The sequence below is a fragment of the Prochlorococcus marinus XMU1419 genome, assembly GCF_017695955.1.
Taxonomy (GTDB): domain Bacteria; phylum Cyanobacteriota; class Cyanobacteriia; order PCC-6307; family Cyanobiaceae; genus Prochlorococcus_A; species Prochlorococcus_A marinus_AD.
On record NZ_JAAORO010000002.1, the window covers coordinates 241534 to 257844 of the forward strand.

The window sequence follows — 16311 nt, forward strand, 5'->3', positions numbered from 1 at the left end:
AACCTTATTAGAATTATTACCTCCTTACCCCCCATACTCGTCAACCTTTTTTAAAGAAATGTTGGTGTTTTATTATTATTAAAAAAATCTATGAACATAAATAATCAAAATCAGTTAAATGTCCTTGGAGAAAAAATTGAGATTTGTAGTTGCGCACCTATGACAGGGTGGTTCAGGGATGGATTTTGCAACTATGACAAGAATGATGGAGGGAATCATTCCATATGTTGTGTGATGGATGATAATTTCCTGAAATATAGTAAATCACAAGGTAATGATTTAATTACTCCTATGCCTATTTATTCCTTCCCAGGACTAAAGGATGGTGATCATTGGTGTATTTGTCTTGATAGGTGGAAGCAAGCATTATTAGACGGTCTTGCACCAAAAGTCATATTAGAATCAACTAATATTGTAGTCTTAGAATCAGTACCTCTTGAAAAATTGAAAGAATATCAATTTAATAAAAAGTAATTACAAGTTTATTTTTTTTTTTAAAATGGTTATGATAAATTTTTTTTAATGAGTTTAGAAAGATATTGGAAAAAAGCATTAGAACAAACTCGATTATCAATTGATGATGAATCTTTATATCCTCTCAAAACTGATATTATTACAAGAGATTTATATGAAAAAGACGACTTCATAATTAGGAAACTCGATACTTCAAAATTTATTAAAAAAAAAATTTATGGTCCTAAGCAAAATCCGTTTTGTCCTTGGGAAAAGATACTAGAAATTGATAAAATTGGTGATAATCATCAACTAATATTAAATAAGTACCCTGTACAAAAAGGTCATATTTTACTTATTACAAATAAATGGAAACCTCAAAATGGATGGTTGGATATTAAAGATTGGAGAGCGATCCAACAAGTTAATAATGATACTAGTGGATTATGGTTTTTCAATAGTTCTCCAATTGCGGGAGCAAGTCAACCTCACAGGCATTTTCAACTTCTGCGTAGATCTAAAGGTGAGATATCATGCCCTAGAGAAAAGTGGTTTTTAGAGATGAACTCATATCAAGATCTAGATAGTAAGCTTAAAAAAAATATTATTGTATCCAAATTTGATTTTTTAGAAAATCCATCATGTCTTTTTGAGTTTTACTTAGAATTATGCAAGAAATTGGGACTTGGGGATCCTATTAGTGATAAGAAACCGATATGTCCCTACAATATTTTAATAACTAATAAATGGATCGCTATCATAAAAAGAAAAAATGATCATATTCATGGTTTCAGTATTAACGGTTTAGGATTTGCAGGATATCTACTAGTAACTGAAAATTCAAATATTAATTATTTAAAGAAATTTGGCCCTGAAAAACTTCTAGAAAGTTTTGTTTGAATACTAATTAGTTACCTCAACTTCCTTATCCCTGCTTATTTGGCTTTCTAGAACTTCTATAGATGCTGTTACTGATGCAATTTTACGTTCAAGTGAATCCTTAATATAGTTGAGCATTTCTAATTTCTTGTGTTGATAAAAACTCTTTTTTTCTTTAGATGACTTGGAATAACAATTAAACATTTTTTTATTATTATTATAAAAAGATACTTAATTGACTTGTGACAGAAAAAATAAATTGGTTTTAATTTAAAAACAATATTCCTTATGGACTTTCAATATTTTTTGAATAAAATTAAATAAATTCCATACTCTTCAAGAAAATATTATTGAATAGTCCTGAAAATTCAAATACAAAAAGAATTTCAATTGATTTACCTGAGGAACTAATTTCCAGGTTTGATCAATTACGAAAAGAGTGGGGATTTCGAGCAAGAGGACCTGTAATAGAAAAGATACTTAAAGAACTTCTTCAAGAAGATGATTTACTACCTAAAAACCAACAGCAAGAAATAGACTTTAACGATAAGAATACTAATAAAAATTTAAATATTGATGAAGATACTGCATTGGTATTAATTAAATCAGACGTAAAAAAAGAAGTTAATGAGATATCTTTAAATAAAAGATCTACAAATAACAATCAATATAAAGAAACAGCCAACTCAAATATAAGCCTTCCAAATTTCGTTGAAAAAAAAGTAAAGAATCTAAGAAGAAGTATTAATAGTGAAAAATTAAAGGAGAATATTAATGATATTCAAATTAATACAATCAAAGAAACTGAATTAATGAAATGTCGAATTGAGTTAATTAGTCATTGGAAAACACTATATGGATCAGTTCCTAATGACCATGTAGTAGAAGCATCAATGGATTGGTTTGAAAGGGATATATGGCCAAATCTTGATGGAACTGAAAATCTACCCTTTACGTGGAGTGCAGCCAATAAATTAATGTCAGAATTATGCCCATTTTGGTTAAAGAAAAATCCATCCCTTGAAATTGTGTTATTAATGATTGGCGTTTTAGAAGACCCTTTTGCTACATCAGATTTAATTAATAGGATACCAACTCTTGTGAGAAGGTTTGTAAGTAGATTTAAGCGAAATAACAGATCAAATTCATTTGAAACTTTGGACTCAACAATGACAGTATATGGAGCACTTAAATTATTGAATTTATCAACATCCGCAGGATCAGCTCATACGTTGCGTAAAATTAGGGAGGCCTATAAATCAATAGCTTTAGAGACGCATCCAGATGCTGGTGGATCAACAGATCAAATGAGAAAATTAAATGAAGCGTATCAATTGCTAAAAAATCTATATAGAAATTAGTATAACTATTCTCAAATTAGACTAATATTGAGTCTAATTAATGGTCTTAGATAAGATAGTCAAGAAGTATCATATCTGATCTTCATAAGTAATTTATTATTATTATTCAAATTAATGAAATAGAATAATAATGTATAAATGAAAATTAAATTAAAATTCACTTTTTAAAAATTCTTGTATAGTATTTCTTATACGAGACTTATTATGGGTCTATTATATAGTCTCAAAATAGATAAATAAGATAAAGTAATAAATCAACTTGAACGAATCATGCCCAAACAGCTTAATGCTCGGAAAAAATAAAAAATGAATAAAAAATCAATAAATCATGTCCTTTAAATGTCCAAGAAATTAATAAGGACTAAAAAGTTAAGCTATAAAAGGCTTTTATGATCTCCTGTACTGCCTTAAAGACAGTACTATCTAGATTGGAGCTTTTCAATGGCAGTTTGTTTATCAATACTAGGGACATCACTTAATCCGTTAGCATCAAACCAAGGAGCGCTAGCCCAATCAAATCCATCCCCAAAAGTATTATCTGGCGCAGTTATATACCAATGACATGAAGCATCTGGTATGTCGACAGCACATTTTGACCAATCATCTGACCACTGAGGGACTTGTACCCACAGCACTGAAGACAGAAGAAAAGATAGAAAGTTAATCATGATAATAATCTTACAACACTAATTAGTTTTATAGGATTATTATTTATCTTATATAAGAATTACATTTAGACTAATTTATAGTCTCAAATAAGATGAACAATACAATTAATCCCTCAATTTAGTATTAAAAGATTTTTCAACATTAGAAATGATATTTGAATGTATTGATGTAATGTCCGAGTCCAGTAAAGTTTTATCCTTATCTCTATAAGATAATCTAAACGTATAACTAATATGATCATCTCCAAATTTAGTATCTTCAAAAACATCAAGTAAATTTACATCCTCTAAGAGATTTTTTCCTGTTTTTCTTATCTGTGATGTTATTTCGCTAATTAAAAATTTCTTACTGAAAACAAAATTTATATCCCTTTCCATTTTCGGGACAATTGGGTATTGCTTATATATTGGAATCCATTTATTTTTTCTTGTACTAGCTGCCAAGAGGTTAGAAACATTTATGTTAAATAGATAAACTTTTTTTAATGACTTCTTTTCTAATATTAATTTGGGATGTATTTCACCAAAATAACCTGCATCTTTCCCTTCAATAACTAATTTTGCTGTTCTTCCTGGATGAAGAAAATCAATTGATTCAGTAGGTTTGTCCTCAATTTTTACGTTCAATGATGATAAAGCCTCCTTTAACTTTCCTCTGGCCTGATAATAATTAAGATCGTTATCCTTACCCGAATGTAACCAGTTTCCAAATTTTTTATTTCCATAAATTACACCATTCAGAACTTCTTCTTGAATAAACTTAGTTTTCTCATGAAAAATATTTCCAATTTCAAATATATAACAACTTGCTTGTCCAGCTTTTATATTACGGTTCACTATCTCCAAATGCTCTTTCCAGATATTATCTCTAAGACAGCTTGTTTCTAATAACAAAGGATTAGAAATCTTTATAAGTTTTTCGTCATCTTCAGGAACAAGAGAATAGCTTAGTACTTCGTTAAAACCGTTTTCTACAAAACAGTTTTTTACTTTTCTCAATGCCAACTGTTCTGATGACAATTTTCCAGGCTTAATTGGATTAGGAAGTTTTAAGTCGAATCTGTCATACCCTATTAATCTCGCTATTTCTTCAATTAAATCTATTTCTCTTATTAAATCGTGTGATCTATTAGGAATTACTGCTACATCCCAGCCATATTCTTTATTCTTTAAAGTACAGCCTATAAGTTTTAATTTATCAACTATTTCATTATCAGATAAATTTCTTTTTTCCAATTGATCGTTAATTATTAATGGACCAAGAATTTTATGTATTCGATTTCTTCGTAGTTTAATAAATATATCCTCATTACTTATTAAATTGGAAGTATTGATGATTGGTGAATTAATAGAAAAATATTCTTCTAAAAGATTAATTGCCCTTGTTACTGCACTTATTGTATTTTTTGATGAAATCCCCTTTTCAAACCTGCTGCTAGATTCTGTTCTTATGCCAACCGCCTTTGAGGATTTTCTTATAGTAACTGGATTAAAAACAGCGCCTTCAAGGTAAATAGATGAGGTAGTATTAGTTACAGAAGTCTCTAAACCTCCTATCACTCCTGCAATAGCTACAGGTTTATCACAACAAGTAATAACTGTAATATTGTCATTTAAGTCATATTCCTTGCCATCTAAGCAAATAATGCTTTCGTTATCCTTGCCTTTTCTTACAGAGAAATCATCTGGAGAAACTTTCTTACCAATTAAGTTTGACAGTTTATCTTTATCAAACGCATGCAAAGGTTGACCTTGTTCTAAAAGAATATAATTTGTCAAATCAACGAGAAGATTAATAGATTTTATACCTGACTTTTCTATACGGTCTTTAAGCCAATTTGGCGATAATTTCTCTCCATTTACTCCATCAATGCAGCTTATTGTGTAAATACAATTAGATTCTATAGCCTCTGGACAAAGTTTAATTCCCTTAAGTAAATGAATATTGTATTTATGGTTTAATTCTGGAAAATTTAAGGTGGATTCTAGAAGGGCAGAAATTTCACGGGCTATACCCATAACAGACATTCCGTCAGGTCTATTAGCTGTAATGGCTAAATCATATATAAAATCATTTAATTGAAGCAAATCAGCCCCAGGAGCACCCAATTCATGTTTTAAGGCTAAATCTTCATCAATGATCTCTATCCCTTCGCTAGAATCCTCTAAACCCAGTTCCTGCAATGAACATATCATTCCTTCACTCATAACACCTCTAATTTCACTTCTTTTAATAGTTAAATCAACAGCATTTAATTTCGCGCCGACAGTAGCAACATAAACATAAATATTTGGTTTAATATTGCGTGCACCACAGATAATTTGTAAATTCTTTGAATTACCAATATCGACTTGGCAAATTGAAAGTTTGTCAGATCCTTCGTGCTTTAAAACAGATAATACCTTCCCTAAAACAACACCATTCACATTTTTTGAACAATCTTCTAATGATTCAACCTCAAATCCACCAATAGACAATTTCTCAGAGAGATCTTCAGGAGTAGAAGTAATTTCTACTAAATTATTCAACCAATTTTGAGAAACTTTCATATATATTTTTTAATCAATGATGATAAAAGAAATGAGTATATCTTCAAAAAAGTTTGTTGAAGATGTACAATAGAAAATTATACATTAAAGTATTAATTAAAATGGCCAAAAAAGGGACAAGAGTTGTAGTGACCCTGGAATGTACTGAAGCTAGGACAAGCACAGATCCTAAGAGATCAAATGGTGTCTCAAGATATACTACTGAAAAGAATCGTAGGAATACAACTGAAAGATTAGAACTAAAAAAGTTTAATCCTCATTTAAACAGAATGACAATTCACAAAGAAATTAAGTAAAAAATCAAGTTAAACCATGGCTAATTCAATTTTTAAAAAACAATTATCACCTATCAAACCTGGAGATCCTATTGACTATAAGGATGTAGAACTACTAAAAAAATTCATAACTGAGAGGGGCAAAATCCTACCAAGAAGGATGACAGGTTTAACCTCTAAGCAACAAAGAGATCTTACATTAGCTGTAAAGAGAGCCAGAATTGTAGCTCTTTTACCCTTCGTAAATCCTGAAGGATAATTCCATATTGAATATAGTTGGCACTATAATTAATATCTCAAATATTTGAAAGATTTAACTAATTTAAAAACATATATTATTGACTCTGATGATCCTCATGAAGTTGATGACGCTATTTCACTAGAAATAAGAGAAGGAAATAAAAAAAATTTATGGATACATATTAGTAATCCATGCAAACTCTTTTTACATGGCTCTAATGTTGATTTAAATGCAAGAAAGAGAAATAGCAGTTTATATTTAATTGATCAATATGTCCCAATGCTACCTAATGATATTCTTGAAAAGGCAAATCTAGCTCAAAATAAAGTTTCAGAAACTATTAGTGCATCAATAGAATTCAATGACGATGGTTCAATACAAAATTATGAAATATTGGAAGCAATTATAAAACCGAAATACCAATTAACATATGAAGATGCCAATGAAATATTGGAACTAGAACCTAAAGAAGAAAGTGAATTAGTAGAAATTAAAAATTTATTAGAAAAAAGTATTGAATTTAGAAAACAACAAGGTGCAATTATTTTTGATAATCCTAATAGTAAAATTAAATTGTATAAGGATAAAATTATAATAAATAAATTAGAGAAAACAATATCACAAATTATTGTTGCTGAATCAATGATATTAATGGGATACGTAACAAGTTTATTTATAAATAAATATAATTTAGCGGCCGCATTTAGAATTCAAAAAATAAATTGCAATCCAAACGAAATACTAGGTAGATATAAAGATAGTAAAATAAAGTATTTAATATTAAAACAATATATGGGAAGAAGTTATATTACAACTGTGCCAGATAAGCATGAGTCACTTGGTCTTAAAATGTACGTACAATGTACTTCACCGCTAAGAAGATATTTAGATTTAATAATACAAAGACAGGTATATAACAAAATTAACAACTACGAATTTCTGAGTTTTAATTCAATTTCAGAAATAATAGATTATTCTAAAAATAGACAAGTAGAAAATAATAATATATTAAAAAATGATAAATTAAAACATCTATCATTATTTTTTATGAATGAAAATAAACCTTTTTATAAAATTATTTTTGTTAAGTGGATAAATTATAAAAGAAATATTGCACTAGTTTATTTTGAAGAGTATTCACTAGAAATATTAATAACACTTTTTGTATCAATAGAGTTGTATAGCAATAAAGTTTATAAAGTCAAATATAGTATTAATGATAATAATCTTTTAGAGTTTATTTATTAATCAAAAATTTATTAAATAACTCAATAATTGTTTGAAAAAAATATCTGTTAGTATTAATAAAAACGTTTTATGAGTTTTGTCATTACAACACCTTTATATTATGTGAATGATAAGCCTCACTTAGGAAGTGTATATACAACAATAATCTGTGACACAATATCCAGATATAAAAGGCTTAAAGGTGAAGATGTTATTTTCATTACAGGTGTTGATGAACATGGATTAAAAATCCAGAGAACAGCTAATCAAAAGGGAATTGAACCAAAAACTCATTGTGATGAGATTTCAGAAATCTTTAAATTAAATTGGATAAATTGGGATATATCCTTTGATAAATTTATAAGGACAAGCTCCAGAAATCACGAGTTAGTTGTTAATGAATTCTATGAAAGAGTGAAAGAATCAGATGATATTTACATGGGAGTTCAAAAAGGTTGGTATTGCGTTGGTTGTGAAGAATTTAAAGATAATCCAGAAAACTCAGCAACATATAAATGTCCAATACATCAAAAAAAACTAGAATGGAAAAATGAGGAGAATCTATTTTTTAGGCTTTCTAAATACCAAAAGCAAGTCGAAAAAATAATAAACGAACCTTCATTCATTGAGCCAATTGAAAGGAGGAATGAAATTATTAATTTTGTTTCTAGAGGTTTAAAAGATTTTTCAATTTCTAGAACAAACGTCTCATGGGGTATTCCTGTCCCAGGCCACGAAAATCACACCTTTTACGTTTGGTTTGATGCTTTACTTGGGTATGTAAGTGCTATTAGTTCTAAAGAAAAAGATTATCTATTAGAAAAATCAATTAATGGAGGTTGGCCAGCTGATGTACATTTAATTGGTAAGGATATACTAAGATTTCATGCTGTTTATTGGCCTGCAATGCTCATTTCAGCGGGATTGAAATTACCAAAAAAAGTTTTAGGACATGGTTTTCTAACCAGAGAGGGTCAAAAAATGGGTAAAAGTTTAGGAAATGTACTCGACCCTAACATATTGCTCTCCAAATACGGAAAAGATCCTGTTAGGTGGTATCTAATTAAAGATATATCACTTGGTAATGATGGGGATTTTCAAAGCAAAAGATTCGTTGACATTATCAATAACGACTTAGCTAATACAATTGGTAATTTACTAAATAGAACTTCATCTATGTCCAGAAAATGGTTTGATAATAAAGTGCCAAATATTGAAAAGATCTCAGATGACAATAAATTAAAAGATTTTTCAAAAATTGCAATAGAAAAATATATGAATAATTTTGATATTTACAAATTAGATCTTGCAGCTAATGAAGTCCTCAGCCTAGCAATTAATACAAATTTATATCTAAATGATAATCAACCATGGTTGTTAGTTAAAGAAAAACATAATTTGCCATTAGTTAAGGAAATAATATACAACGTTTTAGAAAGTACAAGGATAATAGGATTATTATTATTACCTTTACTGCCTGAATTATCATCAAAAATAAATGAACAACTTGGTTCTATATACTTAAATGAAATTTCTTGGGAACAACAATTAAAATGGGGATTATTAATTAGTGATTCAAGCCTCCCTAAACCAACTCCAATAATAAATAAACTTGAGTATGAATAACATATATAAATTAATATTTTTTTTTCCAATTTTTATTCTTGGATGTTCTCCAAATGTAATTGAAGACAATAAAACATTTTTAAAAAAAATAGATAGTTTAAATATGAATATTTTCTCTAATAAAGGAAATAAAATATACTCAATTACTAGTCCTAATTCTACTTACGATAAAGTTAAACTAGAATTCAATTTAAAAAAAACTACTATCAGTATATTTGAAGGTCAAAATATCAAATATATTATTAATTCTGATTCGTCAACATTGTCAGATAATAATAAGATTGTAGAACTGAATGGAAACGTAGAATTAAGAAGTATTAATGAAGATAATGATTATTTGTACGGAGATTATTTAATTTGGAATATTAATGAATCGAAGTATAAATTAATTGGTAATGTTAGATTTGAAAATAAAAATATTAAACTGTCTTCGAATAAAGCAATTTTGGGTAAAAATAATATTATTGAATTTTTTAATCCTGTTAAATATATTATTAAGGATAATTATGATGAAAAAAGATATGAAATAAACTCAGAAAATGCTTACTATAATATAAATAAAGACTTTGTAACTTTTAAGGCAAAAGATAAAAGAGTTCGCTCAAAAATATATTTTTAAATATTATTTTTTGAAAAAATATTATTAATTTTTCTTGACCAATTATTTATCCATTTTTCGTCCGACTTAGTAAAACATTTTGGACTCCAACCTCCAATCAATATAAAAGATTTCTTATTTATAGGTACAATCAAAATAGATGGGATATTTGGACAAAAGTTAACAAATTCATCTCTCCCAGGATAAAACTTCGTGTTCGCTAAGGATATTAATTTCATATCTTTTATTGATCTAAGACAAGTTTCTCCAGGAGTAAACTCATTACTTGAAGTTATTCCTCTTTTTAATATGTTTTCTCCTTCTTTATGTATTAATATTGATGCTGCGGCAGTAGAAGTAAGTATAGCTTCAGAACCCCATGCAAGTTCGTTAATAACTTCATCCGACATATTTTTGTCGTAGTAGAAGTTATTTTCTCCTTTAAGATTAGCTTTTATACCAGCTAAAGGTTCAAATTGTTTAAATAAGAAACCTATCAAGATGATAATCAGTGATGCTATTGCAGCTAGCACTTGTGCCCTTTCGAGTTCAGGTGTAATTATTTCTATTGAAAAGAAATTTGCTAACTGAAAAAAAAAGAGAATTGTACCGACTAATATCAAAGATTTTCCATTAAATCCCATTTATAAAATATTAACTCTAATTAATCTATGCAAACATTATATTAGTTAGATACTTTAATCATACTCAAACATATAGTTTTTAATATATAATTGACCAAAACCTTCCAATATGAAATTAAAAATTAATAGATATCTATTTTCTACAATCATTGCAGGTCTAATATTCTTCCTTCTTCCTACAACTTCATATGCAGAAGGAATGACCAATATAAATAAACTATTTGTTGTCACACAACAAAAAACTATTATAAATTACGAGAAAAGTCAGCCTTCCTCTATTGACAATCCTGTAGTGGATCCAAATTTTAACACTATGAGATCAAAAGATACTGAGAGTTCAACTGCTACTTATATTGTTATTGGTTTGTTAATTGCTGCCACAATTATTCCTTTAGCTACATGGTGGTATTTCTCTAAATAATAGAGAATTTATGAATGCTGAGGATTTAAGTTTTAGTGATTATTCACCTCATGTAATTTTTATTACAGGTGGTACAAAGAGTGGCAAAAGTGAATTAGCAGAGTATCTGGCAAAGGAGGTAAAAAAATTATCATACGTAGCCTTATCTGAAAAAAATGTGGATGATAGAGATTGGCGAGATAAAATTTATTTACATCAAAAAAGAAGGCCAAAAGATTGGAAATTAATAGAAACAACAGATCTTTTAAATACATTGAGGCAAGACGAAGGTCCATTATTGATAGATTCGATTGGAGGATTCGTTATGGAAAGTATTGAAAAGGAACAAAATGAATGGTTAACAAAAATGAATTTACTTATTAGTAACTTAATGAAAAGAAAAAGTATAACTTTTATTGTTGGAGAACAAGTAGGTTGGAGTTTGGTCTCAGAATATAAAATTGGTAATACTTATATTGAAAGAATCGGCGAGCTTCAAAAAAGAATAACCAAAATATCAAAAGATAATTGGCTTGCAATAAACGGTAGAGCAATCAAAATAGATGAAATAAGTATTGAAATACCTACTTAAAATTGGAAGTCGCTCTTTTTGAACCAAGAATTCCGCAGAATACTGGTAATATTGCCAGATCATGCGCTGCATTTAACGTATCTTTAAATCTTATAGAACCCTTAGGTTTTAAACTAGAAGATAAATATTTAAAAAGAGCAGGGTTAGACTACTGGCCCCTTGTAACTGTTAATAAGTACCAAAATTTTGATAAATTTTTAACTTCAAAATTATCAAAAAGAATTATTTCTTTCAGTAAAAAAAATGGGATTTATTTGAAAGATTTTAAATTTAAGCAGGATGATATTTTGCTCTTTGGGAGAGAAGATTCAGGATTACCAGATTGCATTATTGATAAAAGCGACTTTTTAATATCAATATTTATGCCGAATTTACAAACTGGAAACAATGAACAAAAAGGTGTTAGGAGTCTAAACCTTTCTGTCGCATGTGGAATTGCCATATATGAGGCTTACAAACAAATAAATTTTCAAAATGGTAATTAAGTACAACCAATGGCTTACAATATTCCCATGTCTCGGTAGCTCAGCTGGTTAGAGCGGCGGATTCATAGCCCGCAGGTCGCGTGTTCAAGTCACGCTCGAGACATTTTAAATATTTTTAGATTGAAGAACTTAGAAGAAATTCTTAACTGACATAAACAATTACAGACAAATAATGTTTAATTCACTTAGTACAGTCTTAGATCCAAAGAAATCTAAAGCAAAATATCCAGAAGCAAGGGTAATAGTTCTTGATGATAGTTTTAATACTTTTCAACATGTCGCAAATTGTCTTCTTATGATAATCCCAGGCATGAGTGAAAAAAAGGCATGGGATCTAACCATCAAAGTTGACAAGACAGGTTCGGCGGAAGTTTGGCGAGGTAATTTTGAACAGGCAGAGCTATATCATGAGCAACTATTCAGCGAAGGATTAACAATGGCTCCAATTGAGAAAACTTAAAATAATTAAGATTAACAGAAATTTTTGGCTTATAAATTCGAATCGTTCAAAGGTAAAGGTTTTCAAAGAAGAATCAAAATAAAGATATATTTTTTAATATATGTTTATTGACTCTTTAAGAATTCTGGGTTTTATGAAAAGAAACATCTCTTATGACAAACATAGAAGAACTTAAAGTTGATAAAGCTAGAGATGAATGGAGAAAGTTAATCGCTCAAGTTAGGAGGAGAACTAAACCAGTTAGGGAAGACTATTAGTATCCAAAAGTGTATACAGGATTAGTTATATAAATTATTTTATTTAGGACGTAGTTGGCGGGTAAATTTAATGGCTTCAAAAATAACAAAGCCATTCCTTGAGTCACATTAAATTCTTTATTTTTCAAAAAAAATATAAGCTAATTTTAATTTTAAAAAGATTGTCAAATACAAACTAAAAATTCTGAAAAAAAGATATATAAGCATTTATTGATTAAGGATTATCAAGATATCTAATATCTAAAACTTATTTAAAAAATTATAGATTCAGGGTTTCTTGTTATGTTATTAAAAAAACATAGTTATAATTTAATTTTACCTACTATCTAATACTTATAAATACCCAATGAAGTATCTCATCTCAAGCAAAAGATCAAGAGCTTTATTTGGTATTGGAATAGTTGCTTTAAGTATTGGATTAATATCAAAAAAAGTAATTAACTATCCAGCTGGAGGATGTATGAAAGGTACTCAAGAAATAACCTTGAATATCTAGCCATTAATCATCTTAAATTTTCCTTAATTCTTAAATCCAGTCAACTTTGATAACTCTTTTAGTGAAAGTACACCTAAAATTAGTTTTCCATCTATTTCCCATGTGGGAAACCCTTTAATTTTTTTATCAATGCATAATTGAGTTTGACTGTTTATGCCATCTCTTGCACATTCAACTACATTAAGTTCTCTATAAGCTTGCTTACCAAATAATTCACTTTGATTAAGGCAATTGGGACACCAATATGCTGAATATTTAACTACACCATTATCTTTTAGGTATTTTGCCAACTCGATTGATTCCCTAGTGCTTTCTGAGGTGACTATAAGTTCTCTCTGATTATTTAAATGGGAGCTCTTTACAACACTTGGTAAAGTAAGCAAAACTAATAGTGGGATTAATAGGCGTTTCATTTATTTACTACTTTTCCTCCATATTTTCTAACTATCTTATCAAGCAAGATTCGTATATCTTTATTTTTAAGTTTATCTATTTGCTGAAGATTTTCAAGAAGATCACATATTTGATCCTGTGTATCTTCATTAAATTCACTTACTGCCATTTATATTTAAAGTTTTTATTTTCCAATTTTAAATCAAAAGTAAATTTAAATACTTATTGTATTTATATTTTTTTATTGCTATTTTTTTAAAGCGGGCTAAGGTTCATATCTCCACGAGGATTTAGTCCGCTGAATTTTTAAAGATTCAATTTATTTTGGATCCTTCTTTAAAAAGTTGATTAGAAATATTCAGAAATATTTATCTGCTTAATTTCTAAATTCCATTGAAAAGAATTCTCATATAAAAATTAATAGTGTGACACTATTTATCAATAATGTTGTTATTTCGCTTCATAACTTTCTTAAAATACTTAAACTCAATAAATTCATGCATCATTTTGATATCGTCAGATAATATTTTTTTATTAACTGCATATTCGTCCACATTAAGTGGAGATTTTTTATTTTCAGAAATTGTTTCATGATCAAAAGAAAAGTTTATAAAATCATCTTTTTCATTGAGTTTTTTACCATATGATTCTTTTAACACACCTCGAGACCTCAACGCTTCCTCTACCAATAAACCTGTGACTTTTGACTGACTAATTTCATTAGCTGTGCACAATTTTTCAATAATTTCATGTACTTCTTCACTTGGCAAAAAACCAATCCTTTTCCTCGGAGAGGGCATAATTAAAAAAATTAGTGTCACACTTGCACATTATAAGTGTTGCACTATATTTTATTTAAGTCAACTAATTTTGCCATGCATATTTTATTATTTCCTGTCGGATTTATTCTTTGGTATCTAGCTTATGAAGCAAAACCTATCATTAATGATGAAGCAACACTTAATTGGGAAGAAAAAAATACAATTAAAAGAAATAAACTTTTAAATATAATAAACGAAAGCTTTTAAAATTTACTGTTAATCGATTTTGACCATTCCTTGTGCTTATTATCTAGATCTGAGATTAACTGTTTTTGATAAGTAAATTTGAGTTGATTTTCGTTAAGTGATTTTCTTGTGATAATCATCTCGTTAGAGAAAAAATTAGGAGATTTTGAACTACTAATATTTTTTTTGACTTCCATATTATGAATTCATCTATTTTTTTTATATGACTAAAAAGGTTATAAGCTCAATATTTTTATATTCTTTTTATATTTCCTTCATATGTGTTTTAGCAGGTTTGTAAAAAATATTAGTTTATTAAATAATAAAAGCTATATTTAAACAAAATATATGTTTTATCATGAATTTAAAGGAGAGAGGGATTACTGTTGGAGATTTACTAATAATACTAATAATAATAATCACTTCTACAATATTAATTAAATCATTTAGCAAGGATAAGAAAACAACACTTAATTATAGTAATCAAGAGCAAGTTTCTTATAAGAATAATTACTATCAAAAATTTATTTGAATAGCTTATATAAATTATTTATAAAACTCTTAATTAATTCAATTAACTATTAGGTATCTCTTATGTAAATTTCAAGAATACATAATTATCAAGCAATGAGTTTATGTATTTTAAATATTTTGATGAAATGATTTAGAACTTTCCCATTTCAAGTTATCCTTTAAATCATTGATATCATTTGATATTGAAACTAAATTCACCATTTGAAGAATTTGACTTTTATTTAGCCTATTAATAATAATAAGTTTATTAAGCATTTCTAAAACAGATTTATCATTAATATTCATTGTTTGTACAAAAAACTATGATCCTTCAATTTAAATATTTTATTTTATAATCCTAAAAATTTCATATTGTATTTTATGTTAAATATAAAAAATATTTATAAAATGATCAAAAATAAAACTTTTACTTATAAGAAAATATCTAAAGCTCACTTTCTTATAAATTCGTTTATCGTAAAAAGAAAAAAATGAAAAAAAACTCCAATAAAGAATACCTTAACAGAGATGAAGTTAATGAAATGATTGAATCAGCTTTAAGGAGACATAATAGAAGATCTACAATAATATCAAGCGTACTTGGCTGGATTCTAATAGGAGGTTATTCTTTTGGACTTTTTCAAGCAGTTCAAAATGTCTAATTAATTTTTTAAAGTAATACTTGCAAGATGATAAATTAATATAAGACTAGGTATTTATTATGAGGGAATATATTGAGGCAAATCTCACAGTTATAAGAAAATATTTAAAAAAACGAAAAAAGTATACATCAAAATTAAATAATGCTTCGATAATGGAAGAATTTAAAGAATGGAGCAAAGATCCATTACCTGAGACAGAATCAATTTGGACTTTACCTGACTTAACGAGAAATGAAAGACTAAAAAATTTTTGTCGTTCAATTAAAAAGGAAATAAGATAAGTTTTTAACTACCTAGTTGTATATGATTTACCTTTAAGTAAAAATAACCCGCAAATCCAACTATATTCAAAATTACTACGAAAATCCAAGCTCCAATTGGCTGATTAGAATCAATTTTTTTTATTTTAACTTTTTCCTTTAGTCTTTCAATATATTTAGCCATATTTAAAAATATTAAAAAGAGTATATCTAATTATAGAGAATCAAATTTTAAGGAATCTTAAATAAAATAAAATTTCTTTT

Annotated in this window: 26 protein-coding genes and 1 tRNA gene; 18 read left to right on the plus strand and 9 right to left on the minus strand. The window is 27.9% G+C overall.

All coding sequences use genetic code 11. The features are described 5' to 3' along the window. Positions 1 to 90: 90 nt before the first annotated feature. Complete coding sequence (locus HA151_RS04885; RefSeq protein ID WP_011862954.1) at positions 91 to 474, plus strand: DUF2237 family protein; 384 nt, start codon at positions 91 to 93, stop codon at positions 472 to 474. A gap of 48 nt (positions 475 to 522) precedes the next feature. Beyond that, positions 523 to 1353: a DUF4922 domain-containing protein gene (locus HA151_RS04890; protein ID WP_209106379.1), complete on the plus strand. Its 831-nt coding sequence runs from the start codon at positions 523 to 525 to the stop codon at positions 1351 to 1353. Between the two features lie 3 nt (positions 1354 to 1356). Here HA151_RS04890 and HA151_RS04895 read toward each other — a convergent pair whose 3' ends face one another. Further along, the gene (locus HA151_RS04895; protein WP_209106380.1) at positions 1357 to 1536 is read right to left on the minus strand and encodes a hypothetical protein; all 180 of its coding nucleotides are present in this window, start codon (positions 1534 to 1536) and stop codon (positions 1357 to 1359) included. A 146-nt stretch (positions 1537 to 1682) separates the two neighbouring features. Here HA151_RS04895 and HA151_RS04900 point away from each other — a divergent pair, with 146 nt between their 5' ends. Then, positions 1683 to 2693 carry a molecular chaperone DnaJ gene (locus HA151_RS04900; protein ID WP_209106381.1) on the plus strand — a complete coding sequence of 337 codons (1011 nt, stop codon included), beginning with the start codon at positions 1683 to 1685 and terminating at the stop codon, positions 2691 to 2693. Between the two features lie 419 nt (positions 2694 to 3112). On the opposite strand, the gene HA151_RS04905 is transcribed toward HA151_RS04900, so the two are convergent. Both HA151_RS04905 and pheT read right to left on the minus strand, forming a co-directional pair. After that, complete coding sequence (locus tag HA151_RS04905; protein ID WP_209106382.1) at positions 3113 to 3361, minus strand: hypothetical protein; 249 nt, start codon at positions 3359 to 3361, stop codon at positions 3113 to 3115. Positions 3362 to 3466: 105 nt separating this feature from the next. Beyond that, positions 3467 to 5911: a phenylalanine--tRNA ligase subunit beta gene (pheT, locus tag HA151_RS04910; RefSeq protein WP_209106383.1), complete on the minus strand. Its 2445-nt coding sequence runs from the start codon at positions 5909 to 5911 to the stop codon at positions 3467 to 3469. 101 nt (positions 5912 to 6012) lie between these two features. Here pheT and rpmG point away from each other — a divergent pair, with 101 nt between their 5' ends. The 5 genes from rpmG to lptC all read left to right on the plus strand — a co-directional run bounded on the left by rpmG (position 6013) and on the right by lptC (position 9899). After that, positions 6013 to 6207, plus strand: a complete 195-nt coding sequence (gene rpmG, locus HA151_RS04915; protein ID WP_002805540.1) for a 50S ribosomal protein L33 — start codon at positions 6013 to 6015, stop codon at positions 6205 to 6207. 16 nt (positions 6208 to 6223) lie between these two features. Beyond that, positions 6224 to 6445 carry a 30S ribosomal protein S18 gene (gene rpsR / locus HA151_RS04920; protein WP_025923188.1) on the plus strand — a complete coding sequence of 74 codons (222 nt, stop codon included), beginning with the start codon at positions 6224 to 6226 and terminating at the stop codon, positions 6443 to 6445. Between the two features lie 45 nt (positions 6446 to 6490). Continuing rightward, positions 6491 to 7675 carry a ribonuclease catalytic domain-containing protein gene (locus HA151_RS04925; RefSeq protein ID WP_209106384.1) on the plus strand — a complete coding sequence of 395 codons (1185 nt, stop codon included), beginning with the start codon at positions 6491 to 6493 and terminating at the stop codon, positions 7673 to 7675. A 69-nt stretch (positions 7676 to 7744) separates the two neighbouring features. Then, positions 7745 to 9280 carry a methionine--tRNA ligase gene (gene metG, locus HA151_RS04930; protein ID WP_209106385.1) on the plus strand — a complete coding sequence of 512 codons (1536 nt, stop codon included), beginning with the start codon at positions 7745 to 7747 and terminating at the stop codon, positions 9278 to 9280. Next, positions 9273 to 9899: an LPS export ABC transporter periplasmic protein LptC gene (gene lptC / locus HA151_RS04935; protein WP_209106386.1), complete on the plus strand. Its 627-nt coding sequence runs from the start codon at positions 9273 to 9275 to the stop codon at positions 9897 to 9899. Before metG ends, lptC begins: the two co-directional genes overlap by 8 nt. On the opposite strand, the gene HA151_RS04940 is transcribed toward lptC, so the two are convergent. After that, on the minus strand, positions 9896 to 10522 hold the full coding sequence (locus tag HA151_RS04940; RefSeq protein WP_209106387.1) for a cofactor assembly of complex C subunit B: 627 nt from the start codon (positions 10520 to 10522) through the stop codon (positions 9896 to 9898). The genes lptC and HA151_RS04940 overlap by 4 nt on opposite strands. A 109-nt stretch (positions 10523 to 10631) precedes the next feature. Here HA151_RS04940 and HA151_RS04945 point away from each other — a divergent pair, with 109 nt between their 5' ends. The 6 genes from HA151_RS04945 to HA151_RS04975 all read left to right on the plus strand — a co-directional run bounded on the left by HA151_RS04945 (position 10632) and on the right by HA151_RS04975 (position 13212). Further along, positions 10632 to 10943, plus strand: a complete 312-nt coding sequence (locus HA151_RS04945) for a fusion glycoprotein F0 (RefSeq protein ID WP_209106388.1) — start codon at positions 10632 to 10634, stop codon at positions 10941 to 10943. Positions 10944 to 10953: 10 nt separating this feature from the next. Next, positions 10954 to 11514, plus strand: a complete 561-nt coding sequence (locus tag HA151_RS04950) for a bifunctional adenosylcobinamide kinase/adenosylcobinamide-phosphate guanylyltransferase (RefSeq protein WP_209106389.1) — start codon at positions 10954 to 10956, stop codon at positions 11512 to 11514. Positions 11515 to 11516: 2 nt separating this feature from the next. Further along, on the plus strand, positions 11517 to 11999 hold the full coding sequence (locus HA151_RS04955) for a tRNA (cytidine(34)-2'-O)-methyltransferase (protein WP_209106390.1): 483 nt from the start codon (positions 11517 to 11519) through the stop codon (positions 11997 to 11999). A gap of 29 nt (positions 12000 to 12028) precedes the next feature. After that, positions 12029 to 12102: transfer RNA gene (locus HA151_RS04960), tRNA-Met, on the plus strand. A 69-nt stretch (positions 12103 to 12171) separates the two neighbouring features. Continuing rightward, a complete protein-coding gene (gene clpS, locus HA151_RS04965) occupies positions 12172 to 12459 on the plus strand; it encodes an ATP-dependent Clp protease adapter ClpS (protein ID WP_209106391.1) in 288 nt (95 codons plus the stop codon). 603 nt (positions 12460 to 13062) lie between these two features. Further along, positions 13063 to 13212, plus strand: a complete 150-nt coding sequence (locus HA151_RS04975; RefSeq protein WP_209106392.1) for a hypothetical protein — start codon at positions 13063 to 13065, stop codon at positions 13210 to 13212. 23 nt (positions 13213 to 13235) lie between these two features. On the opposite strand, the gene HA151_RS04980 is transcribed toward HA151_RS04975, so the two are convergent. The 3 genes from HA151_RS04980 to HA151_RS04990 all read right to left on the minus strand — a co-directional run bounded on the left by HA151_RS04980 (position 13236) and on the right by HA151_RS04990 (position 14405). After that, positions 13236 to 13625 carry a hypothetical protein gene (locus tag HA151_RS04980; protein WP_209106393.1) on the minus strand — a complete coding sequence of 130 codons (390 nt, stop codon included), beginning with the start codon at positions 13623 to 13625 and terminating at the stop codon, positions 13236 to 13238. After that, positions 13622 to 13774, minus strand: a complete 153-nt coding sequence (locus tag HA151_RS04985; RefSeq protein ID WP_209106394.1) for a hypothetical protein — start codon at positions 13772 to 13774, stop codon at positions 13622 to 13624. Before HA151_RS04985 ends, HA151_RS04980 begins: the two co-directional genes overlap by 4 nt. Before the next feature lie 262 nt (positions 13775 to 14036). Continuing rightward, complete coding sequence (locus tag HA151_RS04990) at positions 14037 to 14405, minus strand: hypothetical protein (RefSeq protein ID WP_209106395.1); 369 nt, start codon at positions 14403 to 14405, stop codon at positions 14037 to 14039. A 75-nt stretch (positions 14406 to 14480) separates the two neighbouring features. Between HA151_RS04990 and HA151_RS04995 the strand changes: the two genes are divergently transcribed. Both HA151_RS04995 and HA151_RS05000 read left to right on the plus strand, forming a co-directional pair. Continuing rightward, positions 14481 to 14633, plus strand: a complete 153-nt coding sequence (locus tag HA151_RS04995) for a hypothetical protein (RefSeq protein WP_209106396.1) — start codon at positions 14481 to 14483, stop codon at positions 14631 to 14633. A gap of 337 nt (positions 14634 to 14970) precedes the next feature. Next, a complete protein-coding gene (locus HA151_RS05000) occupies positions 14971 to 15144 on the plus strand; it encodes a hypothetical protein (RefSeq protein ID WP_209106397.1) in 174 nt (57 codons plus the stop codon). 110 nt (positions 15145 to 15254) lie between these two features. Here HA151_RS05000 and HA151_RS05005 read toward each other — a convergent pair whose 3' ends face one another. Then, positions 15255 to 15431, minus strand: a complete 177-nt coding sequence (locus tag HA151_RS05005) for a hypothetical protein (protein WP_209106398.1) — start codon at positions 15429 to 15431, stop codon at positions 15255 to 15257. 185 nt (positions 15432 to 15616) lie between these two features. Between HA151_RS05005 and HA151_RS05010 the strand changes: the two genes are divergently transcribed. Both HA151_RS05010 and HA151_RS05015 read left to right on the plus strand, forming a co-directional pair. After that, positions 15617 to 15787, plus strand: coding sequence for a hypothetical protein (locus tag HA151_RS05010; protein WP_179850856.1), 171 nt, complete (start codon positions 15617 to 15619; stop codon positions 15785 to 15787). A 59-nt stretch (positions 15788 to 15846) separates the two neighbouring features. After that, entirely contained in the window at positions 15847 to 16068 is a 222-nt protein-coding gene (locus tag HA151_RS05015) for a hypothetical protein (RefSeq protein WP_032521393.1), read from the plus strand. Positions 16069 to 16072: 4 nt separating this feature from the next. Here HA151_RS05015 and HA151_RS05020 read toward each other — a convergent pair whose 3' ends face one another. Beyond that, positions 16073 to 16231 (minus strand): hypothetical protein, encoded by a 159-nt coding sequence (locus HA151_RS05020; RefSeq protein ID WP_179850503.1) that lies wholly within the window; start codon positions 16229 to 16231, stop codon positions 16073 to 16075. Positions 16232 to 16311: the final 80 nt, after the last annotated feature.